The following is a 16,556-nucleotide window of genomic DNA, read 5'->3' on the forward strand; positions in this document are numbered from 1 at the left end:
GTCAGCGCGACGCGCCGAAGTTGATGACCCAATGCAGCTTGTTGTCGGGCGCGTCCGAGACGGCGATGCCGATCCCGACCTCGTTCACCTTGCCGAGCAGGATGTTGTCGCGATGCTTGGGCGAGTTCATCCACCAGTCCACCGCCCGGGCCCCGGTGCCGAAGCCGCGCCCGGTATTCTCGGCCGCGGCGCGGAACCTGTAGCCCACGCGCTTGAGCCGGGTCTTGAGCGTGCCGCCATCCGAGGAATCATGGCTGATCGAATGGCGCCGGGCGTTGTCGCAGGCATGGCCCTGTGCGGCCTTGTCAAGCTTGGTGGAAAGCTTGAAGGCAGACAGGCCATGCGCCCGGCGCTCGGCGTTCAGATGCGCCAGCACCTCCTGCTGCAGCGCGGACGCGTCGGCCGGCTGGGTGCAGGCCATCGCCGGAGCGGCAAGGCCGAGACCCATCGCCAGGGCAAGTGCGGAAAGGCTGAACTGCGGTGACATGGCTTCCCCTTGAACGCGGTGACCCCATTGTGCAAGCCTCTGCGGCCAGATTTCGGCAGATGATGGCGAAAATGTGAAGTTTGCGCGAACTTCGCGGGTTCAATGCAACCGAAGGTGGCGAAAGCCTGCATGTCGCCGCCGGCTGAAAAAAGGGGAAAGCCGAGGCCGCGACCTTGTGCAAGGGTGGCATGGGACCAGGAGAACGGCATGCTGGACGGGCTGATGCGTGGGGTGATCGATGCGCCGCTGAACCGCGGCGGGCGGTGGCTTGCGGCGCGGGGCGCCTCGGCCGACCGGGTGACGCTGATCGGGCTGGGACTGGGGCTGTTCGCGGCTGCCCTGGTGGCGCTTGGCGGGTCGGGCCTCTTGGTCGCGCTGCCGCTCATGGCCAGCCGGCTGGCGGACGGGCTGGACGGCGCGGTGGCACGGGCGCGGGGCAAGTCGGATTTCGGTGGCTACCTGGACATAACCTGCGACTTTGCCTTCTACGCCGCGATCCCGCTGGCCTTTGCCGTTCGCGATCCGGGCGCGAACGGGGCGGCGGCGGCCTTCCTCCTGGCCACGTTCTACGTCAATGGCGCCACCTTCCTCGGTTTCGCGATCCTGGCCGCGAGACAGGGGATGGAGAGCATCCACCGGGGCGAGAAGTCGCTTTATTTCACCGCCGGTCTGCTGGAGGGGACCGAGACGATCCTGTTCCTCCTTCTGATCGTGCTTTTCCCTGCGCTTTTCGTTCCGGCCGCCTGGACCTTCGGCGCGCTGTGCCTGGTGACGGCCGGGGCGCGGGTGCTGCTGGCGGCCCGGACGTTCCGTTAGGCGCCTGGAGGGACGATTCCACCGGGCCTACGGCAAGCCGCCCGGGCCCGGGATTTCGGGCGGGCCGCCCTTGCAGCCCCCGTGTCACCCCACTAAGACTCTGGCAATACAAACGACGCTATTCATCGCGAGACACGAAGAGGCAGGCCCCGATGCGCGATCCCGTTGACCACTACATGAACACCCTCGTCCCCATGGTCGTCGAGCAGACCAGCCGGGGTGAACGCGCCTATGACATCTTCAGCCGGCTGCTGAAGGAACGGATCATCTTCCTGGGCGGCCCGGTGCACGATGGCATGTCCAGCCTGATCTGCGCGCAGCTCCTGTTCCTTGAATCGGAGAATCCGACCAAGGAAATCAGCATGTACATCAACAGCCCCGGCGGCGTGGTGACCTCGGGCCTGTCGATCTACGACACGATGCAGTACATCCGCCCCAAGGTCTCGACCCTGGTGATCGGGCAGGCGGCCTCGATGGGCTCGCTTTTGCTGACGGCTGGCGAGAAGGGGATGCGCTTCAGCCTGCCGAACAGCCGGGTCATGGTCCACCAGCCGAGCGGCGGCTACCAAGGCCAGGCGACCGACATCATGATCCACGCCCGCGAGACGGAAAAGCTCAAGCGCCGGCTGAACGAGATCTACGTCAAGCACACCGGCAACAGCTATGAGGCGGTCGAGGCCGCGCTGGAGCGCGACAATTTCATGTCGGCCGAGGATGCCAAGGCCTGGGGTCTGATCGACCAGATCCTGGAAAGCCGCGGCAAGGCGGACGATACGTCGAAGTGATCGCGACCCCTCCGCCGGCCGGTCCGGCGGGGGATTTTCGCATTGTGGTGGCCGGGGGCTTGTCCTAGACTTTGCCCGAAGGCCCGTGACAACGGACGGGTGTCCAGAGGACTTTGGATGGCGAACAACTCCGGCAGCGACAGCAAGAACACGCTCTACTGCTCGTTCTGCGGCAAGAGCCAGCATGAGGTGCGCAAGCTGATCGCGGGGCCGACCGTGTTCATCTGCGACGAATGCGTCGAGCTTTGCATGGACATCATCCGCGAGGAGACGAAGACCACGGGTCTGAAGTCGACCGACGGGGTGCCGACCCCGCGCGAGATCTGCAAGGTGCTGGACGATTACGTGATCGGCCAGATCCACGCCAAGCGCGTGCTCTCGGTCGCGGTCCACAACCACTACAAGCGGCTGAACCATTCCTCGAAGAACGACATCGAGCTGTCGAAGTCGAACATCCTGCTGATCGGCCCCACCGGCTGCGGCAAGACGCTGCTGGCGCAGACGCTGGCCCGCATCCTGGACGTGCCCTTCACCATGGCCGACGCCACCACGCTGACCGAGGCGGGCTATGTCGGTGAGGATGTGGAGAACATCATCCTCAAGCTCCTGCAGGCCAGCGAGTACAACGTCGAGCGCGCGCAGCGCGGCATCGTCTACATCGACGAGGTCGACAAGATCACGCGCAAGTCCGACAACCCCTCGATCACCCGCGATGTGAGCGGCGAGGGCGTGCAGCAGGCGCTTTTGAAGATCATGGAGGGCACGGTTGCTTCGGTGCCGCCGCAGGGCGGGCGCAAGCATCCGCAGCAGGAATTCCTGCAGGTCGACACGACCAACATCCTCTTCATCTGCGGCGGCGCCTTCGCCGGCCTGGAAAAGATCATCGCGCAGCGCAACAAGGGCTCGGGTATCGGCTTCGGCGCCGATGTGAAGGGCCCGGAGGAGCGCAGCGTCGGCGAGCTCTTCAAGGAGCTGGAGCCGGAGGATCTGCTGAAATTCGGCCTGATCCCGGAATTCGTCGGCCGCCTGCCGGTGATCGCCACCCTGACCGATCTGGACGAGGCCGCGCTGGTCACCATCCTGACCGAGCCGAAGAACGCGCTGGTCAAGCAGTACCAGCGCCTGTTCGAGATCGAGGGCGTCAAGCTGACCTTCACCCCCGACGCCCTGACCGCCATCGCCAAGCGCGCGATCAAGCGCAAGACCGGCGCGCGCGGCCTGCGCTCGATCATGGAGGACATCCTCCTCGACACGATGTTCGAACTGCCCGGCATGGACGGGGTCGAGGAAGTCGTCGTCAAGGACGAGGCGGTGAACCTGGGGGCCAAGCCGATGCTGGTGTACACCGAGAAGAAGAAAGAGCCGGTCAAGGCCTGAGGGCCGGGACCTGAAAGGCGGGCCTTCGGGTCCGCCTTTTTCCTTGGCGAAGGTCGGCTCCGGCCCCGGCTTGGCCCTAGACCTTCCCGCCGCTTTCCGCCATATCAGGGCCAGAGATCCGGAGGCCGCCCATGTATTTCCTGAAACGCCTGCTGACCTGGTGGAACAGCCAGACCCTCGGCACCCAGCTCTTCACCGCCCGCAAGGGGGTGAAGGTGGGCGAGGACGAGGCCGGGAACATCTTCTACCAGACCCATGACGGCAAGCGGCGCTGGGTGATCTACAACGGCGAGATGGAAGCCTCGCGCGTGTCGCCGGATTGGCATGGCTGGCTGCACTACACCTGGGACGAGCCGCCGACCAAGGCCCCGCTGGCCCGCAAGCCCTGGCAGAAGCCGCACCAGGAAAACCTGACCGGCACCGATGCCGCCTATGCCCCGCCCGGCTCGATCCGCCGCGTGGAACCCGTCGCGCGCCGCGACTACGAGGCTTGGCAGCCCGAGTGATGGCCTACGAGAAGGCAGAGATCGTCACCGGGGCGGCGGTTCTGGCCGTGGCCCTCGGCTTCGCCATCTACGCCGCGCAAGGCGCCGGCATGGGTCGCCAGCCCGAGAGCTATCCGCTGAGCGCCAGCTTCCGCTCGGTCGAGGGGATCACCGTCGGCTCGGACGTGCGGCTGGCCGGGGTGAAGGTCGGGACGATCACCAGCCTGGAACTGAACCCCGAGACCTTCTTCGCCGATGCGTCGATCCAGCTGCGCAACGATGTGCAACTGCCGACCGATTCCTCGATCCTGATCTCGTCCGAGGGGCTGCTTGGCGGAAATTTCGTCGAGATCCTGCCCGGTGGCGCGCTCGAGACCCTGGCCCCCGGCGAGGAGATCGAGGATACCCAAGGCGCAGTCAGCCTGATCACCCTCCTGTTGAAATTCGTCGGCGGCGGTGAGGGCGAGGCTCCGGCCGATCCGGCCCAGCCATGAGGGCGATCGCACTCGCCCTGCTGCTGGCCAGCCCCGCCACGGCGCAGGACTTCGCCGATTCGACCGGGGCGACGCTGCGTTTCCTGGACAAGCTGACCAGCGAGACCGGGGACGTGACTTTAAGCATCGGCCAGGCGGCCAAGTTCGGGCGGCTGGTGGTGCGGCTCGACAGCTGCCGCTATCCGGTGGCGAACCCGGCCTCGGACAGCGAGGCCCATGTGACGATCATCGAGGAAACCACCCAGACCCAGCTCTTCACCGGCTGGATGCTGGCCTCCTCGCCCGCACTCTCGGCGCTGGATCATCCGCGCTATGACGTCTGGGCGCTGTCCTGCGTCCTGCCCGAAGCCGCCGCCCAGCCCGAGGAATAGGACGCAGGCTCGAAGCGCGCGGTTCCGTCCAGCGCCGCCTTGAGCAGCCGGTGGTAGGACGCACGCGGAATCTCGCCCGCGCCGAGGCTGGCGAGATGCGGCGTCAGGAATTGGGTGTCGAACAGGCGGAACCCGTCCGCCCGGAGCCCCCGCACCGCATGGGCCAGCGCGACCTTCGAGGCATCGGGGACGCGCGAGAACATGCTTTCCCCGAAGAAGGCCGCGCCAAGCGTCACGCCATAGACCCCGCCGGCCAGCCGGTCCTTTTGCCAGACCTCGATGGAATGGGCATGGCCAAGGGCGTGCAGGCTTTCGTAAAGCGACTGGATGCGGCGGCTGATCCAGGTCTCGTCCCGCTCGGCGCAGGCGTCGACCACCTGGGCGAAGGCGCGGTCGGCGGTGACGGTGAAACCGCCCAGCCGCAGCCGCCGGGCCAGCGAGCGCGAGATGCGGAAACCGTCCAGCGGCAGGATGCCCCGGCGGCGCGGATCGACCCAGTGGATCTCGGGGTCGTCGCGGCCCTCGGCCATGGGGAAGATGCCCATGGCATAGGCGCGCAGCAGGATCTCGGGGGTGATCTCGTCGGCCGGGTCCGGCATCGCAAAATCCTTCGAAGGATTTTGCAAAAGTTTTCAAAAACTTTTGCGGAAAAGGGCGCCGCAGGGGGGGGCGCCCTTCAGGTCACTTGAACTGGCTCTCCAGCCATTTTTCCAGCCAGTGGATGTTGTATTCCCCGTTCTGGATGTCGGGCTCGGCCAGAAGCATGTGGAACAGCGGCACCGAGCTGTCCACCCCGTCGATGATCAGCTCGGACAAGGCCCGCTTCAGCCGGGCCAGCGCCTCGGGCCGGTCGCGGCCATGCACGATCAGCTTGCCGATCAGACTGTCGTAATAGGGCGGGATCGAATAGCCGCCGTAGAGCGCCGAATCCATCCGCACACCCAGCCCGCCGGGGGCATGGAAGGTGCGGACCTTGCCGGGGCAGGGGGCGAAGTTCGGCAACCGCTCGGCGTTGATCCGCACCTCGATCGCATGGCCGGAAAGCTCCAGCTCGTCCTGGGTGAAGGACATCGGCAGCCCGGCCGCGACGCGGATCTGTTCCCGCACGAGGTCGACGCCGAAGATGTATTCGGTCACCGGATGCTCGACCTGAAGCCGCGTGTTCATCTCGATGAAGTAGAACTGCCCGTCCTCGTACAGGAACTCGATGGTCCCCGCGCCGATGTAGTCGATCTTCGCCACGGCCTGGGCGCAGATCTCGCCGATCTCGGCGCGCATCTTCGCGGTGATCGCGGGGCCGGGGGCTTCCTCGAAGACCTTCTGGTGCCGGCGCTGCAGCGAGCAGTCGCGCTCGCCCAGATGGACGGCCTTGCCCTTGCCGTCGCCGAAGACCTGGATCTCGATATGGCGCGGCTTCTGGAGATACTTCTCCATGTAGACTTCGTCGTTGCCGAAGGCGGACTTGGCCTCGCTGCGGGCGGTGCGGAAGGCGATTTCAAGGTCCTGGGCGTTCTTCGCGACCTTCATCCCGCGCCCGCCGCCGCCGGCGGTGGCCTTGATGATGACCGGATAGCCGATCCCCTCGGCCACCTTCTTCGCGGTCTCGAAATCCGGCACCCCGCCATCCGAGCCGGGAACCACCGGGATCCCCAGGTCCTTGGCGGTTTCCTTGGCGGTGATCTTGTCGCCCATGATGCGGATATGCTCCGCGTTCGGGCCGATGAAGGTCAGCCCGTGATCCTGCAGCGCCTGGGCGAAGCCGGCGTTCTCGGACAGGAAGCCATAGCCCGGATGCACCGCCTGCGCGCCGGTGATCTCGCAGGCCGAGATGATCGCGGCCTTGTTCAGATAGCTTTCCGAACTGGGCGCGGGACCGATGCAGACGGATTCGTCGGCCATGCGGACATGCATCGCATCGGCGTCGGCGGTGGAATGCACCGCGACCGACTTGATCCCCATCTCCCGGCAGGCGCGGATCACGCGCAGCGCGATTTCCCCGCGGTTGGCGATCAGGATTTTCTCGAACATCCCGCGCGCCCTTATTCGATGATCATCAGCGGCGCGCCGTATTCGACCGGATGGCCGTCCTCGACCAGGATGCGCTTGACGGTGCCCGCGCGGGGCGCGGGGATGTGGTTCATGGTCTTCATCGCCTCGATGATGAGGACGGTCTGGCCCTCGGTCACCTGGGCGCCGACCGTGACGAAGGGCGAGGCGCCGGGTTCGGCCGCAAGGTAGACGGTCCCGACCATGGGCGAGGTCACCGCACCCGGATGCTGCGCCGGATCCTCGGGCGCCGCCGCCGGGGCGGCGGCCGCCGCCGCGACGGGGGCCGCATGATGCGCGACCGGGGCAGGGGCCGCAGCCGTCACGGCGACCACATTGGCCTGCTTGACCACGCGGACCTCAAGGCTGTCGTCCTCGCCATATTCCCGCTTCACCGACAGTTCGGTCAGGTCATTCCTGTTCAAAAGCTCGGCCAGCGCCGAAATGAAGGCCACGTCCGTGTCTGTCGTCTGCTTGCTCATGAAGTCCTCTGTTGGCCAGGAGCCCCGGGATCTTGCGGGGATCGCTGCCCCGCCCGTTGTGCCGCGCTTATACGCGACAGGAACCGGGGTGAAAAGCCGCGAAACTCCGACCTGCGGGGCTGGCCCGGTCCGGAAGGCGCAAAAATTGTCCATCTGGGAAAATTTACCGTTTGATAAAAAAACTGACCTGTGCCAGCGTGATAAAAAACATAAGCCAGGGAGGCCCCCAGCCATGTCGAACAGCCCGCTCACGCCGGGAATTGCGGCCAGCCGTCTGCCCGCAGAAGCCTATGCGCGGAACTTCTCGGACCACGAGCCGGCGCTGGACCGGCACGAGGCCAGGGTCGCCGCGGACCGCTGCTATTTCTGCCATGACGCACCCTGCATCACGGCCTGCCCGACCTCGATCGACATTCCGCTCTTCATCCGCCAGATCGCGACCGGCACGCCCGAGGCGGCGGCAACGACGATCTGGAGCCAGAACATCCTGGGCGGCATCTGCGCCCGGGTCTGCCCGACCGAGACCCTGTGCGAGGAGGCCTGCGTCCGCGAGGCGGCCGAGGGCAAGCCGGTCGAGATCGGTCAGCTCCAGCGTTTCGCCACCGACACGGCGATGGCGAAGGGCCTGCATCCCTTCACCCGCGCGGCCCCGACCGGAAAGCGGGTGGCGGTGGTGGGGGCGGGGCCCGCGGGCCTGGCCTGCGCGCACCGGCTGGCGCTGCATGGCCATGAGGTGGTGGTGTTCGAGCGCCGGGCCAAGGCCGGGGGGCTGAACGAATACGGCATCGCCAGCTACAAGGCGACCGGCGGCTTCGCTCAAGCCGAGGTCGAGTGGCTGTTGCAGATCGGCGGGATCGAGGTCCGCACCGGGGTGGAACTGGGCCGCGACGTCTCGCTGGAGCAGCTGACGGCCGAGTTCGACGCGGTCTTCCTGGGCATCGGCCTGACCGGCGTGAACGCGCTGCGCGCGGTGGGCGAGGATCTGGCGGGCGTGCGCAACGCGGTCGATTTCATCGCCGAACTGCGCCAGGCGGCGGACCTGTCGCAACTGCCGGTGGGCCGCGACGTGGTGGTGATCGGCGGCGGCATGACGGCCGTGGATGCGGCGGTGCAGTCCAAGCTTCTGGGTGCCGAAAACGTCACCATCGTCTACCGGCGCGGGCAGGCGAAGATGTCGGCCTCCAGCCATGAGCAGGACCACGCCGCGCAGGCGGGCGTGCGGATCATCCACAACGCGGCCCCGGTTCGGGTCCTGGGCGACGGCCAGGCCGAGGCGGTGGAATTCGCCTATACGTCCGAGGGGGAAACCGGGCTGGTCCTCTCGCCCGAGACCTTCACGCTGAAGGCCGACCAGGTGTTCAAGGCTATCGGCCAGACCCTGCAGGGCGCGCCCGAGGGGCTGGCCGTCGCGGGCGGCAAGCTGGCCGGTCCGGCGGGCAAGGTCTGGGTCGGCGGCGATTGCGCGGCGGGGGGCGAGGACCTGACCGTCACCGCCGTTGCCGAGGGCCGCGATGCCGCCGAGGCGATCCACGCTGCGCTGGTCCAGGGCTGATGCGCGCCGTTTTCCCTTGCCAGGCCGGGACTTCCCCGCCACTAGAAGGGCGGGCAGGGACCTTGCATGAGCGGCTGGACCGACACTTTCATCGCCTTCATCGAGCGCAACCAGGATTGGCTGCCGCTGATCATGCTGGTCTTCGCGGCGGCCGAGACCACGGCCTTCCTGTCGATCCTGATCCCCTCGACCGCGGTTCTGGTGGCGGTCGGCGCCCTGGCGGCGACGGGGGCGGTGGCGTTCTGGCCGCTCTGGGCCGGGGCGACGCTGGGGGCGCTGATCGGCTCCAGCTTCAGTTACTGGCTGGGGCGGCGCTACGGCACGACGATCCTGCGGATGCGGCCCCTGCGCGACCATCCCGAGATGGTGGAGAAGACGCAAGGCGCCTTCACCCGCTATGGTCCGGCGACCATCCTCGTCGGGCACTTCACCACCGTCTTCCGCCCGGTCGTGTTCCTGCTGTCGGGGATGAGCGGCATGACCCTGCCGCGCTTCCTGTTCTGGAACCTGCTCGGCTGCGTGGCCTGGGCCTTCCTGATCCCGAAGCTCGGCCAGTTCGGCGGCGATCTGATCGGCCTGGTCTGGTCGCTTTTCTGACCAAAGGTGGGCGGATCGCCCAGCCTGCATCCCCCACATCACTCCCAGCTTGCCGCAAGGAGGCGTCCCATGGCTGACCTCAGCTCGAATTTCATCGGCATCAAGTCCCCGAACCCGTTCTGGCTGGCCTCGGCCCCGCCGACGGACAAGAAATACAATGTCGAGCGCGCCTATGAGGCGGGTTGGGGCGGCGTGGTCTGGAAGACGCTGGGCGCCGAAGGGCCGCCGATCGTCAACGTCAACGGCCCGCGTTATGGCGCGATCTGGGGCGCGGACCGCCGCCTTCTGGGCCTGAACAACATCGAACTGATCACCGACCGCCCGCTTGAGGTGAACCTGCGCGAGATCAAGGAGGTCAAGCGCAAGTGGAAGGACCGGGCGCTGATCATCTCGCTGATGGTCCCCTGCGAAGAGGACCACTGGAAGGCGATCCTCAAGCAGATCGAGGATACCGAGGCCGACGGGGTCGAGCTGAACTTCGGCTGCCCGCACGGCATGGCGGAACGCGGCATGGGCTCGGCCGTGGGGCAGGTGCCGGACTACATCGAGATGGTCACGCGCTGGGTCAAGCAATACTCCCGCATGCCCTGCATCGTGAAGCTGACGCCCAACGTCACCTCGATCCTGCCGCCCGCCATGGCGGCCAACCGGGGCGGCGCGGATGCGGTGTCGCTGATCAACACCATAAAGTCGATCACCAACGTCGACCTCGACGCCTTCTCGCCCTTCCCGATGATCGACGGCAAGGGCAGCCACGGCGGCTATTGCGGCCCGGCGGTGAAGCCCATCGCGCTGAACATGGTGGCCGAGATCGCCCGGCACCCGGAAACCCGCGGCCTGCCGATCTCGGGTATCGGCGGTGTCACCACCTGGCGCGACGCGGCCGAGTTCATGGCGCTTGGCGCCGGCAACGTGCAGGTCTGCACCGCGGCCATGACCTATGGCTTCAAGGTGGTGCAGGAGATGATCTCGGGCCTGTCGCAATACCTCGACGAAAAGCAGATGGCGCTCTCCGACCTGGTCGGCCGCGCGGTGCCGAATTTCGTCGAATGGCAGCACCTGAACCTGAACTACGTCACCAAGGCCCAGATCGACCAGGACCTCTGCATCAACTGCGGCCGCTGCTACGCCGCCTGCGAGGACACCAGCCATCAGGCCATCGCCATGTCGCCCGAGCGGATCTTCACCGTGAAGGACGAGGAATGCGTGGCCTGCAACCTCTGCATCGACGTCTGCCCGGTGGACAGCTGCATCACCATGCGCGAATTGCCGAAGGGCAGCACCGATCCCCGGACCGGCCGCGTGGTGGGGGATTTCGCAGACTGGACCACGCATCCGAACAATCCGATGGCCCAGGCGGCAGAGTAAGCAGCGGGCCGGTGTTTCCAGGCCCAAAAATTTTCGTCGAAAATTTTTGGGCTCCCCTGCCTCAGCAGATGACCTGCATCCGGCCGTCGTTGCAGATGACGATGAACTGTCCGCCGCATTCGATCAGGTGAAAGCCCCGGCGGCGGACCGCCGCCACCAGGGCGTCGCGGCCGACCTCGCGTTCCACGTCCTGCACGGCGCGGCGGACGATGCCGCCTTTCCCGACGGCCTTGGCCGCGAACAGGTCCTCAAGCCAGGTGCGGCCGGATAGGGATGGCGGGCGGAACATCTGCATGTTTCCGTTCTCCCCCATCCGGGTTAAGACCCCCTTAACGGGCTTCAGGGCAGCGGCAGCGGATTGATCCCGGCGGCGATGCTAGCGCGGATATAGGCATCGCGCGCGGCTTCGGCCGCGGCGCGGGCGGCAACCACGGGTTCGCGGTTCTCATCCACCTCGGCAAGCTGCACCCCGACGGAGGCCGGTGCGCTGTCGGGCTGGCGGACGGCATCCGGGCGCAGCGGTTCGGCGACCGCGGCGATCGACTGCGCGACAGATGCGCCTTCGCTCGTCCCACTGGCAGGATGTGGTTGCGAGGCCGGAACCGGCAGCTGCGACCGGACGGCAGAGATGATACCCATTTCGCGTCCCCCTTTTCCGACGCCCCCAACCGGCAAGATAGCAGCATGCCGGCCGCCTTGCCCGCCCGAAATGCGGAAAACTTGATGCGTCAGGGGGCCAGAAGCCGGGTGAAGAGCGTCTCGAGAAAGCTACCCGCTTCGGCGAACGGGTCGTGTTCGGGGCCGAGGACGGCGCGGACCTGCACTTCGAAATCGGCGTAATGCTGGGTCAGCGCCCAGATCGAGAAGATCAGGTGCACCGGGTCGACCCGGGCGATCCGGCCCTCCTCCATCCAGCGCGAAAGGATGCGCGATTTCCCGGCCACCAGATCGCGCAGGTCGCCCTCGATCGCCTCGCGCATCCGGGGCGCGCCCTGCAGAATCTCGCCCGCGAACAGGCGGCTTTCGCGCGGGAAATCCCGCGACATCTCCAGCTTGCGGCGCACATAGGCCAGGATCTCGGCCAGGGGATCCCCCTCCGGATCCATCTCGCGCAGGGGATCCAGCCAGCTGTCCAGAAGCCCGGTCAGCAGCACCTTGTGCACCGCCTCTTTCGACGGGAAGTAATACAGCAGGTTCGGCTTCGACAGGCCCGCGACCTCGGCGATCTGGTCCAGCGTCGCCCCGCGGAAGCCGTGCAGCGAGAAGACTTCCAGCGCCGCGTCCAGGATCAGCTCTCGGTTGCGCTGCTGGATGCGCGAGCGGGGGCGGGCGGTGGGGGGCATCGCGATCCTGCGCTTGTCGGTCCGGACCTCTTGGATAGCGCGAGGCCGAGTGCTAGGTCAAACCATTCGCCCCGCGCCAGGGGCGCTGGGAGGAAGCCATGGCCCTAGCCCGCAACGCACCGAACGACCTCGACGCCTTCTGGATGCCCTTCACCGCGAACCGCCAGTTCAAGAAGAACCCGCGGATGTTCGTGGCGGCCAGGGACATGCATTACACCACCGCCGACGGCCGCCAGGTGCTGGACGGCACCGCGGGCCTGTGGTGCTGCAACGCGGGCCATTGCCGGCCGAAGATCACCGAGGCGATCCAGAAGCAGGCGGCCGAACTGGACTATGCGCCCGCCTTCCAGATGGGCCACCCGGTCGCCTTCGAACTGGCCAACCGCATCATCGACATCGCGCCCAAGGGGATCGAGCATGTGTTCTACACGAACTCCGGCTCGGAAAGTGTCGAGACGGCGCTGAAGATCGCCATCGCCTACCACCGCGCGCGCGGCGAGGGCACCCGCACCCGCCTGATCGGGCGCGAGCGCGGCTATCATGGGGTGAACTTCGGCGGCATCTCGGTCGGCGGCATCGTGAACAACCGGAAATTCTTCGGCAGCCTGCTGACCGGCGTCGATCACCTGCCGCATACCCATCTGGCCGAGAACGCCTTCTCGAAGGGCCAGCCCGAGCACGGCGCGACCCTTGCCGACGATCTGGAGCGCATCGTCGCTCTGCACGGGGCCGAGACCATCGCGGCGGTGATCGTGGAGCCGATGGCGGGCTCGACCGGCGTCCTCCTGCCGCCGAAGGGCTATCTGGAGAAGCTGCGCGCGATCACGCGGAAGCACGGCATCCTCCTGATCTTCGACGAGGTCATCACCGGCTTCGGCCGCCTCGGCAGCGCCTTCGCCGCCCAGCATTTCGACGTGCTGCCGGACATGATGACCACCGCCAAGGGCCTGACCAACGGCGTGATCCCGATGGGCGCCGTCCTGACCACGGCGGCGGTGCACGACGCCTTCATGCAGGGGCCCGAGCACATGATCGAGCTTTTCCACGGCTATACCTACTCCGGCAATCCGATCGCCGCCGCCTGCGGCATCGCCACGCTGGAGACCTACAAGGAAGAGGGCCTGTTCGAGCGCGCGTGCGAGCTGGAGGGCTACTGGCAGGACGCGCTGCACAGCCTGAAGGGGACGCGCCATGTCATCGACATCCGCAACATGGGCCTGATCGGCGCGGTCGAGCTGGAGGGCATCCCCGGCGAGCCGACCAGGCGCGCCTTCACCGCCTTCCTCAAGGCCTATGAGAAGGGTATCCTGATCCGCACCACCGGCGACATCATCGCCATGTCGCCGCCGCTGATCATCTCCAAAGCGCAGATCGACCAGCTGATCGGCACCCTGGGCGAGGTGCTCAGGTCGCTGGACTAACCCGTTGCCGCCTCCGCCCGACCTTCGGGGTCGGGCCGGCCTTTCCAGGGAGACTGCGATGACCCGTCCAAACTGTGCGGCCCATGTTCTGGTGGACGACGCGCGGGTGCGCGTCACCCGCTTCGATTTCGCACCGGTGGCCGAGACCGGCTGGCACCGGCACGGGCATGACTATGTCATCACGGCCCTGACCGACTGCCCGATGCTGCTGGAGGAGCCGGGGGGCGCGATGCGACGGGTGCTGGTCCCGGCGGGGACAGCCTACCGGCGGTCCGAGGGCGTGGAGCACAACGTGGTCAATGACGGCGCGCAGCCGATGAGCTTCGTCGAAGTGGAGCTGAAGGAACCGGCGCGGGGATAGGGGGCCGAAATTCTTCGAAGGATTTTGCAAGTCTTTTCGAAAGGATTTGCCCTTACCCCGCCGCCAGCGCCCCGATTCCGCGCAGGACCAGCCGGTGATCCTCGACCTGCGGCAGGCCAGACACGGTGGCTACCGCCACAATCCCCACGCCCTTGACCCGGATCGGCACCGCCCCGCCGCTGTCGGCGAAATCCGCAGGCGGGAGGCCGTGCCGCTCCAACCCCTCGCCCCTGGCCTGGTTGCGCCGTCCGACCAGCAGCGAGGGCAGCTGGAACAGCAGCGCCGTATTCGACTTGCGCCGCGCCCAGAGGTCGTTCAGCGCGGCGGAGCCCGGCAGCGCGGCATGATAGAGCGTGCGGTCGGCGGTGCGGATGTCGATCACCACCGCAAGCCCCTCGGCCAGCGCAAGGTCAAGCAGGATCTGCCCCAGCCGCAGGGCCGACCGCTCATCGAACCGCGCCAGTTCCAGATCTGCGAATTCGGCCTCGAGCTCCGCAATCTCCATCCCGTCCCCCTCAGATCGCCCCGATCCCGCGCAGGACCATGTCCTTGACGCTGGCCTTCGCCTCGGCCCATTGCCGGTCGGACAGGGGCTTGCCGGCGTTCAGCGTCTGGATCTGGTGGCCGAAGTCGGCATAGTGCTGCGTCGTGGCCCAGAGGAGATAAAGGAGGTGCCGCGGGTCCACCGGGCGCATCTTGCCCTCGTCGATCCAGCGCCGGATCACCGCGATCCGCCCCTCGGTCCAGTCGCGCAGCGTCGTCTCCAGATAGTCCTGGATCACCGGGGCGCCATGCATCACCTCCGACGCCCAGACCTTGGACCCGTGCGGATGGGTGCGGCTGATGTCCATCTTGGCGTCGATATAGGCCCCGATCCCCTCGACGGGCCCCGGCGCATCGTCGAAGCTCGATGCCGCATCCAGCCAGATCTCGAAGATCTGCTGCACGACACGGCGATAGAGGTCTTCCTTCGTGGCGAAGTAATAGTGCAGGTTGGCCTTGGGCAGCCCCGCCATGTCGGCGATCAGCTGCATGGTCGCGCCGCCGAACCCGGCCTCGGCAAAGACCTTCTCGGCCGCCTCCAGGATCGCGCGTTCGTTCTCGCGCCGGATATCCGTGCGGCGGCCGGGTTTCAGGCGCGTGATCTCGGCATCGCCGGACATGGGCCTCCCATATTCTTGTTGACCGATTGGTCAGGTTGTGCTGCGCTTCACCTTGACCATACGGTCAGGAAACGAGTCGCGGCAAGGGGCAGCATGGCCCCGACGCGAACAGGGAGCGATGCGATGCCAGCCACCGGGGACAACCTGCGGATCAACCCTGCGCGCCTGTGGGACGCGCTTGAGGAAATGGCGAAGATCGGCCCCGGTATCGCCGGCGGCTGCAACCGCCAGACCCTGACCGATGCCGACGGCGACGGGCGCCACCTCTTCGCGTCCTGGTGCAAGGCGGCGGGCCTGACCATGGGCGTGGACAGCATGGGCAACATGTTCGCGACGCGGGCGGGAGAGGACCCGGAGGCGCTGCCGGTCTACATGGGCAGCCACCTCGACACCCAGCCGACCGGGGGGAAATATGACGGCGTCCTGGGCGTCCTCGGCGCGCTGGAGGTGGTGCGGACCTTGAACGACATGGGCGTCAAGACCAAGCGGCCGATCGTGGTGACCAACTGGACCAATGAGGAGGGCGCCCGGTTCGCCCCCGCCATGCTGGCCTCGGGCGTCTTCGCCGGCATCCATACCGAGGATTACGCCAAGTCGCGCCGCGACCTCGACGGCAAGGTCTTCGGCGAGGAGTTGCAGCGCATCGGCTGGGTCGGCGACGAGAAGGTCGGCGCCCGCAAGATGCACGCCATGCTGGAACTGCACATCGAGCAGGGCCCGATCCTGGAGGCCGAGGGCAAGGACATCGGCGTCGTGACCCACGGCCAGGGCCTCTGGTGGCTGGAGATCACGTTGACCGGCAAGGACGCCCATACCGGCTCGACCCCGATGAACATGCGGGTGAATGCGGGGCTCGGCATGGCGCGGATCACCGAGCGCGTCCACCAGATCGCGATGAGCCATCAGCCGAATGCCGTGGGGGCTGTGGGGCAGGTGAAGGTTTTTCCCAACAGTCGCAACGTGATACCGGGCAAGGTTGTGTTCACCGTCGATATCCGCTCGCCCGAGCAGGCCAAGCTCGACGCGATGAAGGGAGAGGTCATCCGCGCCGCCCATGCGGTGGCAAAGGAACTCGGGCTGAGGTGCGAGATCGAGGACGTGGGCCATTTCGACCCCGTCACCTTCGACCCTGGACTTGTGAAGATCGTCCGCCAGTCCGCTGAAAAGCTGGGATATTCTCACATGGACATCATCTCCGGCGCAGGCCACGACGCCTGCTGGATCAACCGGGTGGCGCCCACGGTGATGGTGATGTGCCCCTGCGTGGATGGGCTTTCCCACAACGAGGCCGAGAAGATCAGCCCGGAATGGGCAGCGGCGGGCACGGATGTGCTCTTGCACGCGTGCCTCGAGGTGGCGGAAGTCGTCGCCTGACGGCCGCCCCCGGGGGGCACACCCACGGCCCCCC

General features: G+C 66.9%; 21 protein-coding genes. 12 read left to right on the forward strand and 9 right to left on the reverse strand.

Annotated elements, in window-relative coordinates; translation table 11 throughout:
• Position 1: 1 nt before the first annotated feature.
• Entirely contained in the window at positions 2 to 487 is a 486-nt protein-coding gene (locus tag I7S92_RS00140; protein WP_197641447.1) for a CAP domain-containing protein, read from the reverse strand.
• 207 nt (positions 488 to 694) lie between these two features.
• On the opposite strand from I7S92_RS00140, the gene I7S92_RS00145 reads away from it, so the two are divergent.
• The 6 genes from I7S92_RS00145 to I7S92_RS00170 all read left to right on the forward strand — a co-directional run bounded on the left by I7S92_RS00145 (position 695) and on the right by I7S92_RS00170 (position 4,815).
• A complete protein-coding gene (locus I7S92_RS00145; protein ID WP_197641448.1) occupies positions 695 to 1,303 on the forward strand; it encodes a CDP-alcohol phosphatidyltransferase family protein in 609 nt (202 codons plus the stop codon).
• 152 nt (positions 1,304 to 1,455) lie between these two features.
• Positions 1,456 to 2,088 carry an ATP-dependent Clp protease proteolytic subunit gene (locus tag I7S92_RS00150; RefSeq protein ID WP_197641449.1) on the forward strand — a complete coding sequence of 211 codons (633 nt, stop codon included), beginning with the start codon at positions 1,456 to 1,458 and terminating at the stop codon, positions 2,086 to 2,088.
• Between the two features lie 117 nt (positions 2,089 to 2,205).
• Positions 2,206 to 3,465, forward strand: coding sequence for an ATP-dependent Clp protease ATP-binding subunit ClpX (gene clpX / locus I7S92_RS00155; RefSeq protein ID WP_197641450.1), 1,260 nt, complete (start codon positions 2,206 to 2,208; stop codon positions 3,463 to 3,465).
• Between the two features lie 131 nt (positions 3,466 to 3,596).
• Positions 3,597 to 3,971, forward strand: coding sequence for an NADH:ubiquinone oxidoreductase subunit NDUFA12 (locus tag I7S92_RS00160; protein ID WP_197641451.1), 375 nt, complete (start codon positions 3,597 to 3,599; stop codon positions 3,969 to 3,971).
• The gene (gene mlaD, locus I7S92_RS00165) at positions 3,971 to 4,444 is read left to right on the forward strand and encodes an outer membrane lipid asymmetry maintenance protein MlaD (protein WP_197641452.1); all 474 of its coding nucleotides are present in this window, start codon (positions 3,971 to 3,973) and stop codon (positions 4,442 to 4,444) included. The genes I7S92_RS00160 and mlaD overlap by 1 nt, the downstream gene beginning before the upstream one ends.
• Positions 4,441 to 4,815 (forward strand): DUF2155 domain-containing protein, encoded by a 375-nt coding sequence (locus I7S92_RS00170; RefSeq protein WP_197641453.1) that lies wholly within the window; start codon positions 4,441 to 4,443, stop codon positions 4,813 to 4,815. The genes mlaD and I7S92_RS00170 overlap by 4 nt, the downstream gene beginning before the upstream one ends.
• On the opposite strand, the gene aat is transcribed toward I7S92_RS00170, so the two are convergent.
• From aat to accB, 3 genes are all read right to left on the reverse strand, one after another.
• Entirely contained in the window at positions 4,755 to 5,414 is a 660-nt protein-coding gene (gene aat / locus I7S92_RS00175; protein ID WP_197641454.1) for a leucyl/phenylalanyl-tRNA--protein transferase, read from the reverse strand. The genes I7S92_RS00170 and aat overlap by 61 nt on opposite strands.
• Before the next feature lie 82 nt (positions 5,415 to 5,496).
• Complete coding sequence (gene accC / locus I7S92_RS00180) at positions 5,497 to 6,843, reverse strand: acetyl-CoA carboxylase biotin carboxylase subunit (RefSeq protein WP_197641455.1); 1,347 nt, start codon at positions 6,841 to 6,843, stop codon at positions 5,497 to 5,499.
• 11 nt (positions 6,844 to 6,854) lie between these two features.
• Positions 6,855 to 7,343, reverse strand: a complete 489-nt coding sequence (gene accB, locus I7S92_RS00185) for an acetyl-CoA carboxylase biotin carboxyl carrier protein (protein WP_197641456.1) — start codon at positions 7,341 to 7,343, stop codon at positions 6,855 to 6,857.
• Positions 7,344 to 7,575: 232 nt separating this feature from the next.
• Here accB and I7S92_RS00190 point away from each other — a divergent pair, with 232 nt between their 5' ends.
• From I7S92_RS00190 to preA, 3 genes are all read left to right on the forward strand, one after another.
• The gene (locus tag I7S92_RS00190) at positions 7,576 to 8,895 is read left to right on the forward strand and encodes an NAD(P)-dependent oxidoreductase (protein ID WP_197641457.1); all 1,320 of its coding nucleotides are present in this window, start codon (positions 7,576 to 7,578) and stop codon (positions 8,893 to 8,895) included.
• A 66-nt stretch (positions 8,896 to 8,961) separates the two neighbouring features.
• Positions 8,962 to 9,492, forward strand: coding sequence for a DedA family protein (locus I7S92_RS00195; RefSeq protein WP_197641458.1), 531 nt, complete (start codon positions 8,962 to 8,964; stop codon positions 9,490 to 9,492).
• Between the two features lie 69 nt (positions 9,493 to 9,561).
• Complete coding sequence (gene preA / locus I7S92_RS00200; protein ID WP_197641459.1) at positions 9,562 to 10,860, forward strand: NAD-dependent dihydropyrimidine dehydrogenase subunit PreA; 1,299 nt, start codon at positions 9,562 to 9,564, stop codon at positions 10,858 to 10,860.
• Positions 10,861 to 10,921: 61 nt separating this feature from the next.
• On the opposite strand, the gene I7S92_RS00205 is transcribed toward preA, so the two are convergent.
• The 3 genes from I7S92_RS00205 to I7S92_RS00215 all read right to left on the reverse strand — a co-directional run bounded on the left by I7S92_RS00205 (position 10,922) and on the right by I7S92_RS00215 (position 12,203).
• Positions 10,922 to 11,173 carry a hypothetical protein gene (locus tag I7S92_RS00205; RefSeq protein ID WP_197641460.1) on the reverse strand — a complete coding sequence of 84 codons (252 nt, stop codon included), beginning with the start codon at positions 11,171 to 11,173 and terminating at the stop codon, positions 10,922 to 10,924.
• A gap of 26 nt (positions 11,174 to 11,199) precedes the next feature.
• Entirely contained in the window at positions 11,200 to 11,499 is a 300-nt protein-coding gene (locus I7S92_RS00210) for a hypothetical protein (RefSeq protein ID WP_197641461.1), read from the reverse strand.
• 89 nt (positions 11,500 to 11,588) lie between these two features.
• A complete protein-coding gene (locus tag I7S92_RS00215; protein WP_197641462.1) occupies positions 11,589 to 12,203 on the reverse strand; it encodes a TetR family transcriptional regulator C-terminal domain-containing protein in 615 nt (204 codons plus the stop codon).
• A 98-nt stretch (positions 12,204 to 12,301) separates the two neighbouring features.
• On the opposite strand from I7S92_RS00215, the gene aptA reads away from it, so the two are divergent.
• Together aptA and I7S92_RS00225 are read left to right on the forward strand one after the other, a co-directional pair.
• Complete coding sequence (gene aptA, locus I7S92_RS00220) at positions 12,302 to 13,624, forward strand: omega-aminotransferase AptA (RefSeq protein WP_197641463.1); 1,323 nt, start codon at positions 12,302 to 12,304, stop codon at positions 13,622 to 13,624.
• Positions 13,625 to 13,682: 58 nt separating this feature from the next.
• Positions 13,683 to 13,985, forward strand: a complete 303-nt coding sequence (locus tag I7S92_RS00225; protein WP_197641464.1) for a cupin domain-containing protein — start codon at positions 13,683 to 13,685, stop codon at positions 13,983 to 13,985.
• 52 nt (positions 13,986 to 14,037) lie between these two features.
• On the opposite strand, the gene I7S92_RS00230 is transcribed toward I7S92_RS00225, so the two are convergent.
• Positions 14,038 to 14,490 (reverse strand): heme-degrading domain-containing protein, encoded by a 453-nt coding sequence (locus I7S92_RS00230; RefSeq protein WP_197641465.1) that lies wholly within the window; start codon positions 14,488 to 14,490, stop codon positions 14,038 to 14,040.
• A 10-nt stretch (positions 14,491 to 14,500) separates the two neighbouring features.
• Positions 14,501 to 15,148 (reverse strand): TetR/AcrR family transcriptional regulator, encoded by a 648-nt coding sequence (locus I7S92_RS00235; RefSeq protein ID WP_197641466.1) that lies wholly within the window; start codon positions 15,146 to 15,148, stop codon positions 14,501 to 14,503.
• A 123-nt stretch (positions 15,149 to 15,271) separates the two neighbouring features.
• Here I7S92_RS00235 and I7S92_RS00240 point away from each other — a divergent pair, with 123 nt between their 5' ends.
• Positions 15,272 to 16,522, forward strand: coding sequence for a Zn-dependent hydrolase (locus I7S92_RS00240; protein ID WP_197641467.1), 1,251 nt, complete (start codon positions 15,272 to 15,274; stop codon positions 16,520 to 16,522).
• The last annotated feature ends 34 nt before the right edge of the window (positions 16,523 to 16,556 follow it).

This window comes from Tabrizicola soli (assembly GCF_015999335.1).
GTDB lineage: Bacteria > Pseudomonadota > Alphaproteobacteria > Rhodobacterales > Rhodobacteraceae > Tabrizicola > Tabrizicola soli.

What these genes read in the sequence shown, in the direction of transcription:
- aat (WP_197641454.1), bottom strand. Translation starts at nt 5,414, where the DNA reads ATGCCGGACCCGGCCGACGAGATCACCCCCGAGATCCTGCTGCGCGCC.
- I7S92_RS00235 (WP_197641466.1), bottom strand. Translation starts at nt 15,148, where the DNA reads ATGTCCGGCGATGCCGAGATCACGCGCCTGAAACCCGGCCGCCGCACG.
- aptA (WP_197641463.1), top strand. Translation starts at nt 12,302, where the DNA reads ATGGCCCTAGCCCGCAACGCACCGAACGACCTCGACGCCTTCTGGATG.
- I7S92_RS00150 (WP_197641449.1), top strand. Translation starts at nt 1,456, where the DNA reads ATGCGCGATCCCGTTGACCACTACATGAACACCCTCGTCCCCATGGTC.
- I7S92_RS00160 (WP_197641451.1), top strand. Translation starts at nt 3,597, where the DNA reads ATGTATTTCCTGAAACGCCTGCTGACCTGGTGGAACAGCCAGACCCTC.
- I7S92_RS00195 (WP_197641458.1), top strand. Translation starts at nt 8,962, where the DNA reads ATGAGCGGCTGGACCGACACTTTCATCGCCTTCATCGAGCGCAACCAG.
- I7S92_RS00190 (WP_197641457.1), top strand. Translation starts at nt 7,576, where the DNA reads ATGTCGAACAGCCCGCTCACGCCGGGAATTGCGGCCAGCCGTCTGCCC.
- preA (WP_197641459.1), top strand. Translation starts at nt 9,562, where the DNA reads ATGGCTGACCTCAGCTCGAATTTCATCGGCATCAAGTCCCCGAACCCG.
- I7S92_RS00145 (WP_197641448.1), top strand. Translation starts at nt 695, where the DNA reads ATGCTGGACGGGCTGATGCGTGGGGTGATCGATGCGCCGCTGAACCGC.
- I7S92_RS00240 (WP_197641467.1), top strand. Translation starts at nt 15,272, where the DNA reads ATGCCAGCCACCGGGGACAACCTGCGGATCAACCCTGCGCGCCTGTGG.
- I7S92_RS00170 (WP_197641453.1), top strand. Translation starts at nt 4,441, where the DNA reads ATGAGGGCGATCGCACTCGCCCTGCTGCTGGCCAGCCCCGCCACGGCG.
- I7S92_RS00215 (WP_197641462.1), bottom strand. Translation starts at nt 12,203, where the DNA reads ATGCCCCCCACCGCCCGCCCCCGCTCGCGCATCCAGCAGCGCAACCGA.
- accB (WP_197641456.1), bottom strand. Translation starts at nt 7,343, where the DNA reads ATGAGCAAGCAGACGACAGACACGGACGTGGCCTTCATTTCGGCGCTG.
- I7S92_RS00225 (WP_197641464.1), top strand. Translation starts at nt 13,683, where the DNA reads ATGACCCGTCCAAACTGTGCGGCCCATGTTCTGGTGGACGACGCGCGG.
- clpX (WP_197641450.1), top strand. Translation starts at nt 2,206, where the DNA reads ATGGCGAACAACTCCGGCAGCGACAGCAAGAACACGCTCTACTGCTCG.
- I7S92_RS00140 (WP_197641447.1), bottom strand. Translation starts at nt 487, where the DNA reads ATGTCACCGCAGTTCAGCCTTTCCGCACTTGCCCTGGCGATGGGTCTC.
- mlaD (WP_197641452.1), top strand. Translation starts at nt 3,971, where the DNA reads ATGGCCTACGAGAAGGCAGAGATCGTCACCGGGGCGGCGGTTCTGGCC.
- I7S92_RS00230 (WP_197641465.1), bottom strand. Translation starts at nt 14,490, where the DNA reads ATGGAGATTGCGGAGCTCGAGGCCGAATTCGCAGATCTGGAACTGGCG.
- accC (WP_197641455.1), bottom strand. Translation starts at nt 6,843, where the DNA reads ATGTTCGAGAAAATCCTGATCGCCAACCGCGGGGAAATCGCGCTGCGC.
- I7S92_RS00210 (WP_197641461.1), bottom strand. Translation starts at nt 11,499, where the DNA reads ATGGGTATCATCTCTGCCGTCCGGTCGCAGCTGCCGGTTCCGGCCTCG.
- I7S92_RS00205 (WP_197641460.1), bottom strand. Translation starts at nt 11,173, where the DNA reads ATGGGGGAGAACGGAAACATGCAGATGTTCCGCCCGCCATCCCTATCC.